General features: G+C 57.1%; 22 protein-coding genes. 15 read left to right on the forward strand and 7 right to left on the reverse strand.

All coding sequences use genetic code 11. The features are described 5' to 3' along the window. Positions 1–14: 14 nt before the first annotated feature. Positions 15–698, reverse strand: coding sequence for a GntR family transcriptional regulator (locus ACR0B7_RS17055; protein ID WP_170576919.1), 684 nt, complete (start codon positions 696–698; stop codon positions 15–17). A 140-nt stretch (positions 699–838) separates the two neighbouring features. Between ACR0B7_RS17055 and ACR0B7_RS17060 the strand changes: the two genes are divergently transcribed. From ACR0B7_RS17060 to ACR0B7_RS17080, 5 genes are read left to right on the forward strand one after another with little or no spacing between them, the layout of a single operon-like run. Next, positions 839–1,924, forward strand: coding sequence for a polyamine ABC transporter substrate-binding protein (locus tag ACR0B7_RS17060; RefSeq protein ID WP_170415760.1), 1,086 nt, complete (start codon positions 839–841; stop codon positions 1,922–1,924). Between the two features lie 24 nt (positions 1,925–1,948). Then, positions 1,949–3,121, forward strand: coding sequence for an ABC transporter ATP-binding protein (locus ACR0B7_RS17065; protein ID WP_480682066.1), 1,173 nt, complete (start codon positions 1,949–1,951; stop codon positions 3,119–3,121). Continuing rightward, positions 3,121–4,011, forward strand: a complete 891-nt coding sequence (locus ACR0B7_RS17070; RefSeq protein ID WP_170485857.1) for an ABC transporter permease subunit — start codon at positions 3,121–3,123, stop codon at positions 4,009–4,011. The genes ACR0B7_RS17065 and ACR0B7_RS17070 overlap by 1 nt, the downstream gene beginning before the upstream one ends. After that, positions 4,008–4,826: an ABC transporter permease gene (locus tag ACR0B7_RS17075; RefSeq protein ID WP_170576918.1), complete on the forward strand. Its 819-nt coding sequence runs from the start codon at positions 4,008–4,010 to the stop codon at positions 4,824–4,826. The genes ACR0B7_RS17070 and ACR0B7_RS17075 overlap by 4 nt, the downstream gene beginning before the upstream one ends. Further along, positions 4,823–6,124 carry an NAD(P)/FAD-dependent oxidoreductase gene (locus tag ACR0B7_RS17080; RefSeq protein WP_170485801.1) on the forward strand — a complete coding sequence of 434 codons (1,302 nt, stop codon included), beginning with the start codon at positions 4,823–4,825 and terminating at the stop codon, positions 6,122–6,124. Before ACR0B7_RS17075 ends, ACR0B7_RS17080 begins: the two co-directional genes overlap by 4 nt. A gap of 2 nt (positions 6,125–6,126) precedes the next feature. On the opposite strand, the gene ACR0B7_RS17085 is transcribed toward ACR0B7_RS17080, so the two are convergent. Genes ACR0B7_RS17085 through ACR0B7_RS17095 form a run of 3 tightly spaced genes read right to left on the reverse strand, consistent with a single transcriptional unit; the run spans position 6,127 to position 8,913 of the window. After that, positions 6,127–6,996 (reverse strand): phosphotransferase family protein, encoded by an 870-nt coding sequence (locus ACR0B7_RS17085; protein WP_480682069.1) that lies wholly within the window; start codon positions 6,994–6,996, stop codon positions 6,127–6,129. A 53-nt stretch (positions 6,997–7,049) separates the two neighbouring features. Continuing rightward, positions 7,050–7,712 carry a flagellar hook capping FlgD N-terminal domain-containing protein gene (locus ACR0B7_RS17090; RefSeq protein WP_170576917.1) on the reverse strand — a complete coding sequence of 221 codons (663 nt, stop codon included), beginning with the start codon at positions 7,710–7,712 and terminating at the stop codon, positions 7,050–7,052. Between the two features lies 1 nt (position 7,713). Then, positions 7,714–8,913 carry a flagellar hook-length control protein FliK gene (locus ACR0B7_RS17095; RefSeq protein WP_170576916.1) on the reverse strand — a complete coding sequence of 400 codons (1,200 nt, stop codon included), beginning with the start codon at positions 8,911–8,913 and terminating at the stop codon, positions 7,714–7,716. A 111-nt stretch (positions 8,914–9,024) separates the two neighbouring features. Between ACR0B7_RS17095 and ACR0B7_RS17100 the strand changes: the two genes are divergently transcribed. The 6 genes from ACR0B7_RS17100 (at position 9,025) to ACR0B7_RS17125 (ending at position 12,712) form a co-directional block, all read left to right on the forward strand. Beyond that, complete coding sequence (locus ACR0B7_RS17100) at positions 9,025–9,306, forward strand: rod-binding protein (protein ID WP_170415750.1); 282 nt, start codon at positions 9,025–9,027, stop codon at positions 9,304–9,306. Further along, on the forward strand, positions 9,290–9,649 hold the full coding sequence (locus ACR0B7_RS17105) for a flagellar biosynthesis protein FlgN (RefSeq protein ID WP_170485798.1): 360 nt from the start codon (positions 9,290–9,292) through the stop codon (positions 9,647–9,649). The genes ACR0B7_RS17100 and ACR0B7_RS17105 overlap by 17 nt, the downstream gene beginning before the upstream one ends. 210 nt (positions 9,650–9,859) lie before the next feature. Then, positions 9,860–10,999, forward strand: a complete 1,140-nt coding sequence (locus ACR0B7_RS17110; RefSeq protein WP_480682072.1) for a flagellin N-terminal helical domain-containing protein — start codon at positions 9,860–9,862, stop codon at positions 10,997–10,999. Between the two features lie 149 nt (positions 11,000–11,148). Beyond that, a complete protein-coding gene (gene flaF, locus ACR0B7_RS17115) occupies positions 11,149–11,523 on the forward strand; it encodes a flagellar biosynthesis regulator FlaF (RefSeq protein WP_170485797.1) in 375 nt (124 codons plus the stop codon). Then, positions 11,523–11,924 carry a flagellar biosynthesis repressor FlbT gene (gene flbT / locus ACR0B7_RS17120; RefSeq protein WP_170415745.1) on the forward strand — a complete coding sequence of 134 codons (402 nt, stop codon included), beginning with the start codon at positions 11,523–11,525 and terminating at the stop codon, positions 11,922–11,924. Before flaF ends, flbT begins: the two co-directional genes overlap by 1 nt. Further along, entirely contained in the window at positions 11,921–12,712 is a 792-nt protein-coding gene (locus ACR0B7_RS17125) for a DUF1217 domain-containing protein (RefSeq protein ID WP_170485796.1), read from the forward strand. Before flbT ends, ACR0B7_RS17125 begins: the two co-directional genes overlap by 4 nt. 45 nt (positions 12,713–12,757) lie before the next feature. Here the strand turns inward: ACR0B7_RS17125 and ACR0B7_RS17130 are convergent, their stop codons facing one another. From ACR0B7_RS17130 to ACR0B7_RS17140, 3 genes are all read right to left on the reverse strand, one after another. Further along, a complete protein-coding gene (locus ACR0B7_RS17130; protein WP_170485795.1) occupies positions 12,758–14,329 on the reverse strand; it encodes a DUF427 domain-containing protein in 1,572 nt (523 codons plus the stop codon). A 106-nt stretch (positions 14,330–14,435) separates the two neighbouring features. Next, positions 14,436–15,137 (reverse strand): helix-turn-helix domain-containing protein, encoded by a 702-nt coding sequence (locus ACR0B7_RS17135; protein WP_170415739.1) that lies wholly within the window; start codon positions 15,135–15,137, stop codon positions 14,436–14,438. After that, positions 15,109–15,396, reverse strand: a complete 288-nt coding sequence (locus ACR0B7_RS17140; RefSeq protein ID WP_170485794.1) for a hypothetical protein — start codon at positions 15,394–15,396, stop codon at positions 15,109–15,111. Before ACR0B7_RS17140 ends, ACR0B7_RS17135 begins: the two co-directional genes overlap by 29 nt. Before the next feature lie 177 nt (positions 15,397–15,573). Between ACR0B7_RS17140 and ACR0B7_RS17145 the strand changes: the two genes are divergently transcribed. From ACR0B7_RS17145 to ACR0B7_RS17160, 4 genes are all read left to right on the forward strand, one after another. Then, positions 15,574–16,041, forward strand: coding sequence for a hypothetical protein (locus ACR0B7_RS17145; RefSeq protein ID WP_170485793.1), 468 nt, complete (start codon positions 15,574–15,576; stop codon positions 16,039–16,041). Between the two features lie 109 nt (positions 16,042–16,150). Continuing rightward, positions 16,151–16,768, forward strand: a complete 618-nt coding sequence (locus tag ACR0B7_RS17150) for a ribonuclease HII (RefSeq protein WP_170485792.1) — start codon at positions 16,151–16,153, stop codon at positions 16,766–16,768. A 107-nt stretch (positions 16,769–16,875) separates the two neighbouring features. Then, positions 16,876–17,979, forward strand: a complete 1,104-nt coding sequence (locus ACR0B7_RS17155; protein WP_170485791.1) for a site-specific DNA-methyltransferase — start codon at positions 16,876–16,878, stop codon at positions 17,977–17,979. A 145-nt stretch (positions 17,980–18,124) separates the two neighbouring features. Continuing rightward, a complete protein-coding gene (locus ACR0B7_RS17160; protein WP_170485790.1) occupies positions 18,125–19,507 on the forward strand; it encodes an adenylate/guanylate cyclase domain-containing protein in 1,383 nt (460 codons plus the stop codon). Positions 19,508–19,564 lie beyond the last annotated feature (57 nt).

Below are 19,564 nucleotides of genomic sequence, written 5' to 3' on the forward strand. Positions count from 1 at the left end.
CGAATCACGATAATCTAGGAGTTCGCCAGCGCATCTGCCATCAGTTCCATGCCCTGTTCGATGTCTTGTGCGGTTGCTTTCATAACAAGATCAGCGTCCTGATTGCGAAGGGCTGCGATGATGTCCTTGTGACGGTCTGGCAGGCTCTGAGTTCCGAATCGACCGCATACGACCCGCAGCGACGGCCCGAATCTGAGCCATAGACGTTCTGCCAGATCGTTGAGAATCGGTGCATCGGCATGAGCGTACAGGGTTTCGTGAAACTGGTGGTTCAGTCGCAGATACCCGCTGACATCGCCGTCGGCGATTGTCTGGTCCAACTGCTGGTCAAGATGTTCCAGATAGTCGACATCGGCAGGTAAAATGTTTGTGGTCGCTCGTCTGGAAAGCTCTGATTCTATTGATATTCTTGCATAAATCATCTGTTCCACGTCGCGCTGTGTCAGCAGCGGCACGCTGACCCTGCGGTTGCCTTGAAACACCAATGCGCCGTCCGATATCAGCCGTCGGATCGCCTCTCGCACGGGGGTCATGCCAACGGCGAGCGAATCAGTCAGCCCTTGAATTGTGACGGGCTGTCCGGGGACCAGTTCGCCATACATGATCTGGGATCTGAGTATCTGGTAGACCTGTTCATGAGCGGGTCGTTTCTGATCGGATGCGGACGACCCGAGCGCCTTATTTTTGATCAAATCCAAGTGGTTTGCCCTGTTTCCAATGATGTTGACTTGCCAGGTGCCTGACCTCGTGAAACCATACTTGGGATCGGGGGAAAACGCAAAACTTGATCAAATCCAAAAAAACGGGAAAATACCCGTACACTTGCAGGGAGAAAAAAATGTCAATCAAAACGCTGACCATGACAGCGGTCCTCGCGCTGGGGACTTCGGCAGCCTTCGCCGAAGAGGTGCGAGTTTACAACTGGTCCGACTACATCGACGAAGACCTTCTATCGAAGTTCGAGGAAGAAACCGGTCTGACCCTCATCTACGACGTCTTCGACAGCAACGAGGTTCTAGAGACCAAGATGCTGGCGGGTGGCTCGGGCTACGATGTTGTCGTGCCGTCGGGCACGTTCCTTCAGCGTCAGATCCAGGCCGGAGCGTTTCAGGAACTGGATGCCGCACAACTGTCCAATTCGGGCAATTTGTGGGACGTGATTCAGGAACGCACTGCGGGATACGATCCGAACAACGCATACTCGATCAACTACATGTGGGGCACCACCGGGATCGGCTTGAACGTTGGCAAGGTAAAGGAAGTGCTTGGCGAGGATGTTTCCCTGAACAGCATGGACTTGGTGCTGAAGCCTGAGAACATGGAAAAGCTGGCGACATGCGGCGTACATTTCCTGGACGCTCCGTCCGAGATCATTCCAATGGTTCTGCAATATATCGGCGAGGACCCGGACAGCCATGACACGGACGTGATTGGTAAGACCGAAGAAATTCTGACCAGCGTGCGCCCGCATATTCAGAAGTTCCACAGCTCGGAATACATTAACGCGCTGGCGAATGGCGATATCTGCGTGGCCGTGGGTTGGTCGGGAGACATCCTTCAAGCCCGCGACCGTGCGGCCGAGGCCGATAACGGGGTCGAGATTGAATACCACCCGTTCGCCGAAGGCTCGCTGATGTGGTTCGACCAGATGGCGATTCCGGCAGATGCGCCGAACCCCGAAGGTGCGCATAAGTTCCTGAACTTCATTCTGGACGCCAACAACATGGCGGCAGCGTCGAACTACGTCTATTACGCCAACGGTAACAAGGCCTCGCAAGAGTTCCTTGAGGAAGACGTGATCGGTGATCCGGCGATCTACCCGGATGATGCGACGATGCAGAACCTCTACATCACCACGCCCTACCCGGCGAAAACGCAGCGGGTCGTGACTCGTCTGTGGACCAAGATCAAATCGGGCACCTGATCCGATTTTCCAAGGCAGGGCGGCATGTCCGCCTTGCCCCATTTTCCAGATTGTCGAACGGGGGCCGTTTTGAACTCTGAAGTCTTTGCGCCGTGGGAGGACCCGCAGGCGAAACCCTTGATCCAGTTCCAGAATGTCACCAAGCGGTTTGGTGAGTTCACGGCGATCGACAATCTGTCTCTGGATATTTTCGAGAAAGAATTCTTCGCTCTGCTGGGCCCGTCGGGCTGCGGTAAGACCACGATGATGCGGATGCTGGCAGGGTTTGAGACGCCCACCGAAGGCCACATCATGCTGGGTGGTCAGGACATCGACCCGATCCCGCCGAACAAGCGGGCGGTGAACATGATGTTCCAGTCCTACGCGCTGTTTCCACATCTGAGTATCTGGGAAAACATCGCCTTTGGATTGCGCCGGGACAACATGCCCAAGCATGACCTCGAGGAACGGGTCGAGGAAATGCTGCGCCTGACTCGGCTGGAACAATTCGCCCGGCGCAAACCGCACCAGATTTCGGGCGGGCAACGCCAACGGGTTGCGCTGGCCCGGTCGCTGGCCAAGGCTCCTAAGCTGTTGTTGTTGGACGAGCCTTTGGGCGCGCTGGACAAGAAACTGCGGCAGGACACGCAGTTTGAGTTGATGGACATTCAGGAAAAGACCGGCACGACGTTTGTCATCGTGACTCATGATCAAGAGGAAGCGATGACCGTCGCCAGCCGTGTGGCGGTCATGGACCAGGGCAAGCTGATGCAGGTGGCAACACCTGACAAGATCTATGAAAACCCGAACTCGGTCTACGTGGCGGATTTCATCGGCGATGTGAATATCATCGAAGGGCGTGCAACGCCGAACGGCGAAGACACCTATCAGATCGACTGGGCCGAGGGGCAGGCCCCGCTGACAGCGACTTCGGCCAATGGTCTGGCGCAAGGACAAGCCTGTCATTTGGCGATCCGGCCCGAAAAAGTTACGATTTCCGCCGACCGTCCGGCGGATGCGATCAACGCGGTGCAAGGCAAGGTCCATGACATCGCCTATCTGGGCAATCTCTCCACCTATTATGTCGAGCTGCCGAACGGCACGATCATTAAGGCGCAGACGGCCAATACCCGCCGCATCTCGCGCCGTTCATTCACTTGGGAAGACCCGGTTTGGCTGTCCTGGACAGCGACGGCCGCGGTTCTGCTGGCCGACTGATGCGCCGCGCGTTCCTGATCGCCATTCCCTATGTCTGGCTGCTGGCGCTGTTTCTGGTGCCGTTCTTCATCGTCCTGAAAATCTCGCTGTCCGACATTGCGCTGGCGATCCCGCCCTACACGCCGACGCTGGATTTTTCGCAGGGCTGGGCGGGCATCAAAGAGTTCTTTAGCCAGCTTGACCTGGAAAATTATGTCTGGCTGACCGAGGATGACCTCTACTGGAAGGCTTACCTGTCCAGCGTCAAGATAGCACTGATTTCGACGTTTCTGACCCTGCTGGTGGGCTATCCGATCGCCTATGGCATGGCCCGCGCGCCTGCCGAATGGCGACCGACGCTGATGATGCTGGTAATCCTGCCGTTCTGGACCTCGTTCCTGATCCGGGTCTATGCGTGGATGGGTATCCTCTCGAACGAGGGGTATCTGAACCAGCTACTGCTGTGGACGGGCATAATCTCGACCCCGCTGACCATTTTGAACACTAATACGGCGGTCTATATCGGGATCGTTTATACCTATCTGCCCTTCATGATCCTGCCGATCTATTCGGCGCTGGAACGGATGGACGAATCCCTGATCGAGGCGGCTGAAGACCTTGGCTGTTCCCGAATTCAGGCGTTCTGGCTGGTGACGATTCCACTGTCGCGCCCCGGCATTATCGCGGGCTGTTTCCTTGTCATGATCCCGGTGATTGGCGAATTCGTGATCCCCTCGCTTCTGGGCGGATCGGGCACACTGATGATCGGGAAAGTGTTGTGGGAGGAGTTCTTCTCGAACCGTGACTGGCCGGTCGCCAGCGCCGTGGCCGTGGTGCTGCTGCTGATCCTGGTGATCCCGATTGTGCTGTTCCAGCGCAACCAGCAGAAACAGACGGAGGCCGAGCAATGAACAGGCTAAGCTGGTTCAACGCGGTCTCGCTGACGCTGGGATTTGCGTTTCTCTACATCCCGATGATCATCCTGATCATCTTTTCCTTCAACGAAAGCAAACTGGTCACCGTCTGGGCTGGGTTCTCGACCAAATGGTATGGCGAACTGGTTCAGAACCAGGCGTTTCTGGATGCGGCATGGGTGACGATCCGGGTGGCCGTGTTCTCATCAACGCTGGCGACCATTCTGGGCACCGCCGCCGCCTATATGCTGGTGCGCGGCGGGCGGTTCTTTGGCCGCACGCTGTTTTCCGGCATGATCTACGCCCCGCTGGTGATGCCCGAGGTGATCACCGGCCTTTCGTTGCTGCTGCTGTTCATCGGGATCGGGCTGGATCGCGGTATCCTGACTATCGTTCTGGCGCATACGACCTTTTCGATGTGCTTTGTCTCGGTCGTTGTGTCCTCGCGCCTTGTAACCTTCGATCAGTCGCTGGAGGAGGCCGCGCTGGACCTTGGTTGTTCACCTGCGCAAGCGTTCCGTCTGGTGACGCTGCCGATCATCGCGCCCGCCGTGATCTCGGGCTGGTTGCTGGCCTTTACCCTGTCGCTAGACGATCTGGTGATCGCGTCCTTTACCTCGGGGCCGTCGGCCACAACCCTGCCGATCAAGATATTCTCGGCCGTGCGTCTTGGCGTCAGCCCCGAGATCAACGCTCTGTCCACGATCATGATTGCGGTTGTCACGGTCGGCGTCATAACCGCATCTCTGGTGACCAAGCGTGCGATGGTCCGGCAAAAGCAGGATGAGATGGCAGCGGCCCGTACCGAATGAAACGGCTGTTCCCGGATTACACCTACGGCCCCGGCCCGCGTGAGGGTTGTTGGTGGGACGAGACAATCGCCGCCCCAGATTGGCCGGAACTGCAGGGCGATCTGAGTGTTGACGTCGCCATTGTCGGTGCTGGGTTCACGGGCTTATCTGCGGCTCTGCATTTGGCTGAGGCGGGCGTTTCCGTTGCCGTGCTCGAGGCTGAAACGCCCGGTTGGGGCGCGTCGGGTCGGAATGGCGGGTTCTGCTGTCTCGGCGGCTCGAAACTCAGCCACAAAGCGATGGCTCGGATATACGGCGCCCCGGCTGCCGAAAGCTATGGCGCGGCAGAAGCTGAGGCGGTTCAGCTTGTTGCCGAGTTGTTGGATGCCCACGGGATCAACGCGGACACCCATTCAAAAGGGGAAACCCAACTGGCCCACACCGCGCGTGCGATGGAAAACCTTCGCAGAAACGCAGACACATCCGGAGTATTGCACGAGGCGCACGACCTTTCGGGGCTCGGCTTCGGAGGGGCGTTTCACGGCGGGTATACCAACCCGGTCGGTTTCGGCCTGAACCCCAGAAAATACCTGTTCGGACTTGCAAATGCGGCAAGCAACGCCGGTGCGCAACTGTTTCAGAAAAGTGGTGTGCAAGCCGTAAAGAAATCCGCGAAGGGCTTTGACATTTGTACAGCGGCAGGTCGTGTGCGCGCTGAAAATGTTCTGATCTGCACCAATGGATATTCAAGCGAAGATATCCCGGACTGGATGGCTGGCCGCTACATGCCTGCCCAGTCAACGGTTCTGGTGACGCGCCCAATGTCCGAGGCTGAGCTGCAGGCGCAGGGCTGGACCACGGATCAGATGTCTTACGATACGCGCAATCTGTTGCATTACTTTCGTCTCATGCCTGACCGGAGGTTCCTGTTCGGTATGCGTGGCGGTTTGCAGTCTTCGGCCAAGGCCGAAGCTGCCATTCGCCAGAAGGTTCAATCGGACTTTCGCAAGATGTTCCCCGCATGGGCGCAAGTCGACATCACCCATATGTGGTCCGGCATGGTGTGCCTGTCGCGCAGCCTGACGCCGTTTGCCGGGGCGGTGCCGGGGCAATCCGGGCTGTTTGCCGGGTTTGCGTATCACGGAAATGGGGTTGCGATGGGCACCTATTGTGGACGTGCACTGTCGCGTATGGTGCTAGGGCAGGACGCGGCACTGCCAGAGCCGATTGGTCAGAATCCCGGCCGCTTTCCGCTTGGTTTCTGGCGGCGTGCTTTGTTGCCACCGGCTTATGCGATGATGGCGTTAGCCGACCTCTGACCCTATCCGAGAGCTGCGATTTCCAAATCCAAAGCGGCGGCATAATCCGTCGCGCCATTTTCTACGCGCCACAGACAATACGCCGCCATCCGCCACCCATACCACTTTTGCAATTCGCGGTACCTGTTCGTAACGTCCGGCTGATCATAGGCAGATAGGAACTGGGCTTTTTCCGCAGGACTTAAAGGTGCCCCACGATAAAGCTGTTGCATCGCCGGTGAAAGAAACAGTGCGATATCCTCGCACGGGTCGCCTTGGGCAGGGCACTGCCAGTCGATCAGCGTTAAGCCCGAATCTGCCACGAGAATATTTCCAGCGACAGGATCGCCGTGAATCAGGCAAGTGCTGCGGCTGGGGGGCACTTCGCAGTTGGGGCGCAAATGCTCAAGGTGGGCTTTCTGGTCGGTTACGCATAGCGCCAAAATGCGCTCGGCGTGACGTTTCAGGTCATCGCTGCCGTTGCAGCCCTTGGGTACTTGAATGGCGATGTCCAGCGCGTGCAGCTTGCGCAACAGTTTCGCGACGCGCGCAGGCTCTGATTGCCAGGGCGATCCCGGAGCGTGATCGTAAAAAACCCAGCTGCCGTTTTCATGCGCGCCCGTTGCACGCAGGCGGGGTGCGAACCCCATCGGTTCAAGCGCGCTCAGGCAGCGTGCTTCCAATTTTGCGTCATTGCGAAACAGCGGATTGGACAACCTAGTCCTGTACACCTTCAGAACCTTATCGCCGTCACCGCCGAGAACTTTCCAAACCTGATTGGTGCGCCCGCCGTATAACGTGTGAAACCGGGCGCCGGGCTCTATCAGGCCCGTGCTGCAAAGGTGGTCAACAAGACCAGAGGGCGGGGCAGTCGTGTCAGGCAGGGGGGTCACCGGTTCAGTCTGAGTCGAAGGTGGCAAAGCTTTGGCCTGCCTTGCCCCTCAGATCAAGCTCCAGCGCGAATGGCACTCACCTTATCTGCCGGTACAAGCTGGCCGGTTTCCAAAATTAGAAGCACTTCGCCGTCGGCAACATGTGCTTCGACCACCCGGTTATAGACCGAGGCCGTTTGCTCGGACAGCACCTCATCTCCGTCATAGCTTTCGAGGGTGGCTGAGTAGATGCCCGCTGGAATTGGATTGCCAGCACTGTCCTGTCCAGCCCAAATGAACTCTGCCTGATTGGTTGGAACTGCAATTCTGTCGATCGCTGCACCGTTTGAGTCGCGAATGACAAGGGTCGCGCCGTCGGCTGCTGGGTCGGCTTGGGCGAACAGGGCGACGGGTTGGCTGTCAAATTGGAAGGCCGACGCTGATCGCACGTTCATCCCAACCCAGCCCGCAAGGGCTTCCAAACCTACCCGACCGGTCGCCAGTTCAAGATTCGAGAGCAGTTCGTTGGTTTGCACCTGTTGCTCGACCATCGAGAATTGCGCCAGTTGCGACGCATATTCGGACGAGTCCAATGGTTCCAGAGGGTCCTGATTTTTTGCCTGCGCAGTCAGCATCAACAGGAATGTTTCAAAATCCGAGGCAAGCCCTGCGGACTGGGTTCGAGTTGGCTGCGTCTGCGCGCCGGGTTGCGTGGCGGTATAGGTCGGATTGATCATGTCAAAGCCTCATATCAACGCGACCAGTCGCGCCCATTCGTGAAGGAACCGGGATGCTTTCCCGTTGGCTGTCGTTCTGTTCCGTTTCCAAATACGAGTCGTGTTCCGCATCCGAGGCGTTTTCTTGCGCGTCAGATGGCGTTCCAAGATCGAAAGACAAATCCCCCAACCCGAGGCTTTTGAATTCCGCCTCTAGGATCGAGATATGCCGACGCATCATTTCCAGCGTTTCCGGGCGTTCGGTGGCGATTGTCAGGTGCAAACCGTCGTCACGGCCGTTCAGAACGATAGAGACGCGCCCCAACTCCTCGGGGTTCAACGCGACTTCGATGGTTCCGGTCTGTGGCCGGGAGTTTATTGCCGCGGCCATCTGTTCTGCAATGGCGCGGGCCGTTTCCGCCCGTGCGTTTGTTGCGAAGGTCTGCGCAGCAATTGTTGAGTCCCGCGAATTTGACAGAGGGCTGGTCTCTCCAAAAGGGGCAATCCTTTCATTTTCCGAAGTCACCGCGACCTCAGTTTGAACACGTGCCTCGGTTTTGGTCGACAAACGCATTTGTTCGATGAGGGCCGTGCCTTCCGGTCGGGCTGAAACCCGTCGCGTCGATGATGTGTCTTTAGGAAGGTGTTGTGCCGCGACGTTCGTCTCAGGTGGGATCGGCAGCTCGGACGTTTTACGCTCGGGCGAGGACAATACCGCCTGTGCGGTTGCAGCCCCTTGTTTGACCTCCACCAGATTTTTTGCAGAACGATCTACCTCGCTTGAGGTGACGGATCGAAAGGTCGCTGGCGTTTCGTGATGTGCCAGAGTTTGAGTATCGGGGGTTCTAACCGGCGCACCATCTGGGCGCGCTGTCATTTCCGGGCGAGTCGCAGCGTTGGAAGGAAATGGGCTGGAAAGATCGGTTGGGCCAAGGCCCTGCGCCGGTTTTGCAGCCTGACGTATTTCGTCTGGTAGTGACGGCGCCATAGCTACAGAAGGATCAACGAGATCGGGTTCTTCGGTGGCGTCGGTCGGATTGCTGTCTGGTACGCGCTCTGCCGCAACTGGCACGTTTACATCTTTAGTTTGCAAATTGACGTGATCTTCCAGAACCAACTCAAACGACTCTACCGCAGTGTGTTGCGGCGGGGTCTTGGACTCCGAATTGGGTTTCGCAGGTGCGTTTGAGGCTGGCAGCACAGTCAAAAGAGGGTTGGGCATTTTGCTCCGTCTCCGGTTGTGTGTGCCGAAATCTGCCTGCAGGAGGTTACGTTTATATTAACCGCTTTCGCCTTTGATCGAGAAAGTTCGGAGTAAATTTCGGAGAATTCAATGGAAACAACAGCACCCGCTCTTCATACGACCCCTCATTCGGTATCCACTAAGTTACGCTCCGCCTCGGTCGAGCTTGAGGCGACGTTTCTCGCCGAAATGCTGAAGTCCGCTGGGTTGGGAGAGGTTCGCGAATCCTTCGGTGGTGGTGCCGGCGAAGATCAGTTTTCTTCATTTCTGGTCCAGCATCAGGCGCGCCAACTGGCAGAATCCGGTGGCGTTGGCCTTTCAGAAATTCTGTTCAAGTCGATGATGGAGAGAACCGATGCCGACCAAATCTGAACCGGATCTGCTTCGGTCTCTTGAGGAAGTTCTGGACCTGGAAAGAAATGCGCTTGTACAGGGCGACCTGGATCAATTGGGCCACATGATGCCGGAAAAGGAAAAGCTGATCGGCGCGATTGCGGACCTTGAGGTTCGGGAAAGTGACGAATTGATTCGACTCCAGAAGAAAGTCGAAAGGAACCAGGCGCTTCTCAATAGTGCAGCAAGTGGGATTCGGGCTGTCGCGGACCGCATGGCCGAGATGCGGCGCGTGCGAAGTGAGTTCAGCACCTACGGGGCGGACGGGCGGCGCAGCGGGTTTGCAGTGCGTGGCCACGCGAAGCTGGAGAAGCGGGCCTAGCGACCGATTTGATTCAAATCCGAATTTTCCGAAGGTTGGGCTTTAGGATTCCATTAGGGGATCAACTGCAAAGGTGGCCGGGCACCTGAAACAACAGGTGGCGCGAACGGCCGGAGGGCGGATCGCACCGATCAGAACGACGTCAAAGCCCGCAGGTGGTGCGGGGTCAGCATGGGCACAAAGGGCCCGAACGGAAAAAGGAAGAAAGCTATGTCCAGCATTCTGACCAACAATGGCGCAATGGTTGCGCTGCAAACCCTGAAATCGGTCAACAAGAACCTGGCGCAGACCCAGAACGCGATCTCGACCGGCAAGGACGTTGCGACCGCCAAGGATAATTCGGCGGTTTGGGCGATCTCCAAAGTCATGGAGTCGGATGTCAAAGGCTTCAACGCAATCAAGGACAGTCTGGCGCTGGGTGAATCGACCGTTGCCGTCGCCCGGAACGCGTCGGAAACCGTGACCGATCTTCTGACCCAGATGAAAGGCAAGATTGTCGCTGCCCAAGAAGACAACGTCGATCGCGGCAAAATCAATGACGACGTCACTGCGTTGAAGGATCAAATCGCCTCTGTTGTCAGCGCGGCTCAGTTCAATGGGCTGAACCTGGTGGATGGGTCGACGGGTTCTGCTTCGATCCTGGCGTCGCTGGATCGAGACAGCACCGGGGCCGTCACCCCGTCGTCGATCAGCGTGTCGGGTCAGAACCTGTCCACAGGTGGTTACGCCGCGGTGCAGGGGTTTGACGGCTCGACCGGCGCGTCGGCCGGCAATGACAGGGTTGGTGCCACTATCGACAATGGCACAACCTCGGCGACAGCTCTGGTGACCGATGAATCCAGCGGCACGTTCGCGGCGGGTGACAAGGTTATCGTAGCTATCGACGATCAGGTCGTCTCTTACACTGTGTCTACCGCTGACGCTGCTGCTACCACTACAGGTGATCTTGTGGCTGTGGGCCTGAAGGCAAAAATCGAAGAGTTGGGAATTACCGGTCTGACTGTTGATTACGACTCTGGTACAGCCGGAACGCTGTCGGTGACAAATGGCACCGGTGAGGACCTCTCGTTTTCAGCTCAGTTTGTGAACGCTGGCTCGGGCGGACTGGGTGCGCTGACGGGTATCGACGTTTCGACCGGCGCAGGAGCGACGGCTGCGCTGGCTTCGGTCGAGGCACTGATTGATACATCGATTGACGCATCGGCAGCTTTCGGGTCGTCGCAGGGCCGGATCGAAACCCAGAAAGAGTTTATCTCGAACCTGGCGGACTCGTTTAAATCCGGTATCGGTTCTTTGGTGGATGCTGACATGGAAGAGACGTCGGCGCGCCTTCAGGCTCTGCAGGTTTAGCAGCAGCTTGCCACGCAGTCGTTGTCGATTGCGAACCAGGCTCCGCAGTCGATCCTGTCGTTGTTCCGCTAATCTCAGGAACCTGGTCGGGGCGTGGAAGCGCGCCCCGGCTCTGATTGCCAAAAGCCGGATTATTGGAAGGACTTCAAGTGACACCGCAAACCTTGGCGCACCGCGCCTATGCTCAGATGGCCGCACCAACGCGTACACCGCGTGATACCGAGTATGAGGCCATCTCGAAAATCACGCGTCGCCTCAAGGCCGCGGCTGCCCGACAGAAATCCGACTTTGGCGGGTTTGTGCATGCGCTGCATGAAAATCGGCGACTGTGGTCTGTTCTGGCAAATGGCGTCACGGATTCCGACAATGCTTTGCCCAACGACTTGCGCGCTCGGATATTTTATCTGGCCGAGTTTACGGAACAGCACAGCAGCCAGGTTCTGGGCAACAAAGCGACCGTCGAACCCTTGTTGGAGATCAATATGGCCGTCCTTCGCGGACTGCGGCAAATGGGGGCAACCTGATGGGTGGTTTGGTTTTGAAACTTGCCCCAAAAGAGCGGGTGTTGATCAATGGCGTTGTTCTGGAAAACGGGGACCGGCGCAGCCGCTTTTCGATCATGACGCCCCAAGCGAATGTTTTGCGTCTTCGCGACGCCATACATCCGGACGAAGTGAACACGCCCGTCCGCCGCGTCTGCTATGCAGCTCAACTCGTGCTATCCGGAGATATGGAGCCCGATCAGGCGCGGCAGCAATTGCTGCGCCGGGTCGAGGAGTTGAGTCAGGTCTTCACGGACACAGATAGCCGGAAGGTGCTTGCTGAAGCTACAGACGCACTTCTGGCCGAGCAGTATTACAAGTGCCTCAAATCCCTTCGTGCTCTTTTGCCGAGAGAGGAGCGGCTGATGGCCTTTCAGCAATGACATTCCAGCCCGTTGTACCGTCAGGCGGCCTTGTCGGGTGGAGGTTTCTTCAGCGCACCTATGACGCGCAGTTGGATAGCTTTTCTTCCGCCACCGTGAACGAAAGGGAAACCAGATATTTTCTGGACAACATCCAGAAAGTGCAGACCGCTGAAGATTTGGTTTCTGATCGCCGCTTGCTGCAGGTGGCGCTGGGTGCTTTCGGCTTGGAAGGCGACATCAACAATCGCTACTTCATTCAAAAGGTGCTGTCTGACGGCACATCCGCCGAGGATGCGTTGTCAAACCGCTTGTCCGACAAAAGATACCGCGAATTGTCCGAGGCATTTGGCTTGGAGCCAGGTGAAATTCGCAAAACGGGTTTACTCACCTTTATGGAAGATATCGCAAAGGACAATGTGGTCTCGCGGTTTGAAGTCGCCGTGGGACAAAGCGACGAGACAATGCGAATCGCGCTTTACGCTCAGCACGCGTTGGCGGATCTGGCGGTTCAGGATAGTGGCGCTGACACCAAGTGGTTCGATTTGATGAGCCTTCCACCCTTGCGGAACATGATGGAAACGGCACTTGGCCTTCCTTCGAGTTTTGCCCAGTTGGACATTGATAAGCAGCTTGAGGTGTTCAAGGATAGGTTGGCAGGGCTAACAGGCACGGACGACTTATCGCAGTTTTCAGAGGAAACGGCAGTCAATCGATTGACCGATCAATACCTTGCACGCAGTCAGATCGCGCAGCTTCAAAGCACGATTTCGCCCGCCCAGACTGCATTGATCCTGCTAGGGGCGTAGAATCCCGAACCCCAGCCAAGGAAAGCGGCGTCAAAGCACGGCGCGTCAGGAATTCAGTGCACCATCCGCAGAAGTTTGCAGAGCAAAGGACGCGACAGGCTGAGAAACATTATGAAGTCTTATGTCCCCTAGCGGTACTGCGTCAACGCAGGCCGGAACGATGTCGGATGATACGACAATCCTGTGGTTGACTGTCTTTCCGTATTCCCCCAGCCGCGCCGCGATATTTGCAGCACGTCCAATTACGGTGAAATCCAGCCGCTCACGCGAGCCGACGTTGCCGTATGTTACGCGCCCATAGGCGACTCCGATAGAGCAATCACAGTGCTCGTCGGAACCTGACCGACGCAGCTCGCCCAGCTTTTCCACGATTTCGACGGCTGTGCGCTGCGCGTTAATGCGGGCCGTAATTGAATCGTCGCCTTCCGGGAAAACAGCCAGTACCGCATCGCCGATGAACTTGAGAACTTCGCCACCGTTTTCGTGAACGATGCCCGACACGGTTTCAAAGAACTCGTTCAACAGTCCAATATACTCTGCCCGGCCCAGCCTTTCTTCCAGGTTGGTCGAGTTGCGCAAGTCGCAGAACATGATCGCCGCGTCGATCTCATCCCCGTCACCGCGTCGAATTTCACCGCCCAGCACGCGTGCGCCCGAACGCTTTCCAACGTAGGTTTCAAGCAAGACCTGCGCGTTCTCACGCTGCATGAAAACTTCATAAAATCGGGCAATCACCGATGAACACTCGAACACTAATCCAAGATTTTCGGTGGTGAAGCCGTCGGGATGATCGCAGGTCAAAGTCAGCACATTGGTGCGGCCATCGGAAAACGGCAAAGGCATTGCGACATAGTCCGTTGCGCCCTTGGCTCGCAAATCTTCCATGATGGGAAAGCTGTTCTGAGGGTTGTCGTCGTTCAGGCGCTGGCGAACGCCGCCCAGCCCGTTCGACACATGCCGGAGGGGGCTGTTGATATAGGCCGGGTGGTCGTGAATCTCATAGGTGGGCACGTTGGTCGAGATTTCGTCCACGCCCTTTTCCCAGATATAGTGTTTACCCGCGATCAGAGGGTGCAGCGACCAGACCAGAATGCTGAGGCGCTGGATCGCGATTCCATGTTCCAGCATTTTCTCGGCCAGCGCCTTGGTGAAGTCTTCGGAGGTCGCGATCTCGGACGCGCCACGCATTAGCCAATCAATCAAAGGCCCACTGATGTTACCGTCTTCGGGTGCCCTGAGTCGGTTTTGCCCCAGGTCAATTCGGTCATAAGCAGCGGGCATGAACCCTATGTGGCCTTGAATTGATTTGCTTTCGGGCAACGCCTCTTCATAGGCCCAGACACTGTTTGCCAGACGCTCACCGTTCAGGACGACATCATGATAGGTCGCGGTCCCTTTGAAGGGGCAAAAGGTCTGCAAGTCGGTTTCGTCACCCAGATCCACGCATACGTCTTCGCGGGGGATGTAAATTGTTGGCGGCAGCCGGGTCTCGTACATAACCTTGGCGTTGGAGCTTTTGGCCAGCAGAATATCGCCCCGGTATATTGCGATCGGGCCGTCTAACTGTTCTGTCGAGATTCGATAACCTGCTGATTGAGGTGTGGCGTGGACGTTCATGATCAACCTCCCTGGCGCGGGTTCCTTAAGGATGGGCTTTCAATCCCGAATTTCCAAGGGGCTGGGTCAACAGATTTCCAAACAACTGGTGTGCGTCCGGGCGTGCTCAGACCATCTGAATCACGTCCTTCTCGATGGAAAGCATATACCCTTTTTTGGCGATGTTCTTGACCAGCAACTCACTGACCATCTGGTTGCCCAGAGCATCGCGCAGCCTTTTGATCCGCGTGGCACCGGCGGCTTCTTCGCAATCAGAGGCGTCTTTGCCGGAAATAACGGCCTCGATCTGCGCGCCGGACAGCATTTCATCGTCCAATCTGGACTCGGCCAGAACGGCCAACGTCTCCATCGCGGCGGGTGTCAGCTTGAAGTCCATGTTGTTCAGATAGACCGTGTTTTCTTCGCGGCTGATCAGCAAAGACGTGACCTGAATGCCGGTCCTTTCAATCTGGGCCATCCGACGGTTCAGCAGGACGAGCATAACCAGAAATACCAGGGCGGTGACCAGCATGGCAGTGGCAAACACCAGCAGCACAAAAATGACCATTCTGTAACTGGACAGCGTATCTGCAAAGGCCGTCCCGGATTGCGCGAGGATTTCCAGCAGGCGAATCTCGGCCTGCGAGGTCAGGTCGCTTTCGATAAACAGACGTTCCACGCGCGCGTTAAATGCGTTGGCATCGGGGAGTGTCCAGAACAGGAAAACTGCCGCCGTTATCAGAATCAGAACGATGGCCGCGATACCTGCGCCAACCAGTCTTGCACCTGATCGCCGGGCCTCAGTAACGGAGATAGAATTTTCCGGCATTGGCCTTCCTTTTGTCCAACCCATCCGGCCCAAACACCGATATCACGTTCAGCAAGGTCCAGCCTGACCCGCGCAGGCGCTGCGAGACCTCTTTCTTTGCCTTGCCTTTATCACAGGCCGAAACCTGCATGACGCCGTAATGCAGGCGCAGTGGATTGTCCTGCTTGGCTTTGTAGTCGGCATAGCAATCAGCCGCAGATGCAGCAGTGCCGACCGATAACAGGGCCAAGACAGCCAGAGAAGGGAGGATCTGTTTCATAGGCTGCATCCTGCGCATGGGTCGCCCAGATATTCAATAACGCAAGGGCGTCTCGGGCATTGATATTCGATATCATCCGCCCGTTATTGCGTGTCTTCCAGGGGTGCCCCCAAGTTTGATGCAAGGAATTCGACCGCTGCGTCGGATCGTCGTTGTACTCGAAAAAGGACAAGCATTATGCACCGGAAATTCATCGCGCTTATCGTTGCCACTGCTATTGCCATCACCGGCGTCTCGGTCTCTCAGGCTCGGGCCGCGGACGCGAGGGACATCCTCGGAGGTCTGGCCGCCATCGCGCTGATCGGCGCAGGTGTTCACTATTACAACAAAGAGAAAAGCCAAGCGCGGGTCAGCCGCACCCAACCGCCGGTTTACCATGCCAACCCAAACAAACCGCACTACCCGGTGCGTCCCCTGCCGCGCCGGGTTGCGAAGTATGACCTGCCGCAAAAATGCCTGCGGACCTACGAGAAATATTCAACGAAGCGGCCCCTGCTTGGTCCGAACTGTCTGAGCAAGCACTACAAACACGCCAATAGCCTGCCGCAAGAGTGCAAGGTCGGTTTCTGGAACGGCAAAAAGGTCAAACGTGCCTATGAGCCTGCCTGCCTGCGCCAAAAAGGATACCGCGTGGTTTACCGGTAATCGGTTTCGAGCAGGAGCGGCGTCACAGAAGCGCCGTGGGGAGGGGGCAGCGCAGTCTGCCCCTTCCTTTTTACTTGCGGTTGGGCTTGAAACGCGGTCTTTCCAAGGCATGACGAAACCTGATTACGAACTGGAAAAGGCCGCCGTTGCGCAGGGCTACACGCGGATCGCGGGCGTGGACGAGGTTGGCCGTGGACCATTGGCAGGCCCTGTCGTAGCGGCTGCCGTGATACTGAGCGCCGATGACATCCCCGACGGGCTGAACGATTCAAAGAAACTGACCGCGAAACGTCGTGCCGGTCTGGATGCTGAAATACGTGCGCGGACAGAGTTCGCATTAGCCGAGGCAACGGTCGCAGAGATCGACGAGCACAACATCTTGCGTGCCTCGCATCTTGCGATGGAGCGGGCGGTGGCCGCGCTGGACCCGCCGCCGGACTATCTTTTGATTGACGGAAACTTGATTCCGCGTGGGCTGACGATCCCCTCTCAGGCCGTTGTCAAAGGCGACGCGCACTCGGTGTCGATTGCAGCCGCATCTATCATTGCGAAAAACTGGCGTGATCAGGTGATGGTGGATTTGGCGCAACAGCATCCCGGCTATGGGTGGGAGACAAACGCTGGTTATCCGTCAAAACAACACAGGGACGCGCTGCAAAATCTTGGTGTGACCCCACACCATAGACGTTCGTTCAAACCCGTACACAATATCTTGTATCAAGGGTAAATTGTAAGCTGCTGATTCAAAAAAGAAATTGACGGCGAATCGACTTTGACTCATCCTGGTCTCAACCAAATGAGCGCAAAAGCGCCGTGGATACTTGAGGCAGTAAAATGACAATAATCACCAAAAAGGGCGCAAAAGCGCTCCCTTTAAACACGATTCTATCCGGGGGCTGCATCGATGTGATGAACAGTCTGCCCGAGGCGTCGGTTGACCTGATCTTTGCGGATCCGCCCTATAATTTGCAGCTGAAAGGTCAGTTGCATCGCCCTGACAACTCTCAGGTGGATGCGGTTGATGACCACTGGGATCAGTTTTCCAGCTTTGCGGCCTATGACCAGTTCACCCGCGACTGGCTGAAGGCGGCGCATCGTTTGTTGAAACCCAATGGCGCGATCTGGGTGATTGGGTCGTATCACAATATCTTCCGTGTGGGCTCGGCCCTGCAGGACGCGGGATACTGGATTTTGAACGACGTGGTGTGGCGCAAGTCGAACCCGATGCCGAATTTCCGCGGCAAGCGGTTCACCAATGCGCATGAGACGATGATCTGGGCCAGTAAACGCGAAGGCGCGAAATACACGTTCAATTATGAGGCGCTGAAGGCGCTGAACGAAGGTGTGCAGATGCGCAGCGATTGGGTGCTGCCGATCTGCACCGGGCATGAGCGTCTGAAGGACGAGAACGGCGACAAGGCGCATCCGACGCAGAAGCCGGAATCGCTGTTGCATCGGGTTCTGATCGGCTCGACCAACCCTGGTGATGTGGTGTTGGATCCGTTCTTTGGTACCGGCACGACCGGGGCCGTCGCCAAGATGCTGGGACGTGAGTTTATCGGGATCGAGCGCGAGGAAAGCTATCGCAAGGTGGCCGAGAAACGCATTGCCAAGGTTCGTAAATTCGACCGTGAGGCGCTGGAAGTCAGCGCCAGCAAACGCGCCGAGCCGCGCGTGCCGTTTGGCCAGCTGGTTGAACGCGGCATGCTGCGCCCGGGTGAGGAGCTGTATTCCATGAACCAGCGTCACAAGGCCAAGGTTCGCGCCGATGGCACGCTGGTGGGCAACAACGTTAAGGGCTCGATCCATCAGGTCGGGGCGCAGCTTGAGAATGCGCCGTCTTGCAACGGCTGGACCTATTGGTGCTTCAAGCGCGACGGCAAGACCGTACCGATCGACGTGCTGCGTCAGCAGATTCGGTCGGAGATGCATAACTGATTTCACGAATACCGCCGGTGCCTGTGGCCTGACACAAGGCACTAAGCCTTGCCCCGCCGATCCCGGCGGGGTCTTTTGTTTTCTTCCCTTTCCAGTTCCGATATGAGCCTTTAACAGCTTGCAGCGCACCGAAGGAGTCTCAGCAATGTCGGACACCACAGCCAGTGAATCGCGCTTTGGACGGTTTTTCGTAACGCGCCCTGACAGCTACGATATGGACAATAAATACACCGAAGCCGCGCTTGAGAAGCACAAGCGCGAGGGGCTTGTTCTGGCTGTCAGAGCCCGCTGGATCGCGATGGGTCTGACGGGCATTTTGTTGATCTTCCTGAACCCGCAATGGGAAGTGCTGTGGTATCACTTCATTCTGCTTTTGATCTGCGCAAATGGGTGGCTGATCCGCAAGGCCGGTCAGGTTGGGCAATCGCGCACCGAACTTCTGCTGATCTTTGTGGACCTTCTGATCATGACGCTGGGCATGATCGTGCCCAACCCCTTTAGCGATGATGTGCGGCCGTTGGCCATGCAGTACCGATTCGACAACTTTCAGTATTTCTTCATCATTCTGGCTGCGGGAACGTTGGCCTATTCATGGCGCACGGTCGTCGCGATCGGATCGTGGACAGCATTGGTGTGGACGGCGGGCTGGCTGATTGCGTGGTGGGTCTCGACCCCGATTCCGGGCATAAGCGAGCGTGTCGCGCAGGCTTTGTCAGGCTACCCAGACGTTGCTGAGCTGCTTGATCCCAACAGCTTTATGCCATCGCAGCGGATTCAGCAGGTGGTCGTGTTTGTGATGGTCGCCGTGACGCTTGGGGTTTCGATGCGGCGGCTCAATCAACTGCTGTTGACCAATGCCGGGCTGGAGCGTGAGCGCGCAAACCTGTCCCGGTATTTCTCGCCGAATGTGGTCGATCAGCTAAGCCAGAATGACGAACCTCTCAAACAGGTGCGCAAGGAAAACATTGCGGTTCTGTTCATCGATATTGTCGGATTTACCAAATACGCCGCCGGGCGCGACCCCTATGAGGTGATCGAGGTTCTGCGCGGTTTTCACGCCCGTATGGAGACCGAGGTTTTTCGGCATCATGGGACGTTGGACAAGTATCTGGGCGACGGGTTGATGGCCACGTTCGGTACTCCGGTTCCAACCCCGTTGGACGCCACAAACGCCGTGGCCTGCGCTCGGGACATGGTGCATGTGGTCGACCGTTGGAACGTGGAACGGAAACGTCAGGGCGAGCCCGAGATTCAAGTGGGCATCGGTGTTCATTATGGATCGGTCGTTCTGGGCGACATCGGCGCAAACAGGCTGGAGTTCGCCGTCATCGGCGATGCAGTCAACGTAGCGGCCAAGCTGGAGGCATTGACCCGCGAGTACAGTGCGCGCGCCGTGCTGAGCGACGAGGTGCGCGCGAAGCTGACCGAAGAAGGCCAAAACCTGCCGGACCTGATGCGAGGTTTTGCCAAACGCGAGAACCAGGTTGTGCGCGGCGTCGAGAAGCCCATGGATGTTTGGGTGCTTTAGGGTCGGTCTCCCGCCGAATTTACGTGCATCCAAGATGCAATTAAATTCGTTGGGCCG

The organism is Ruegeria sp. BB6, from assembly GCF_056539385.1.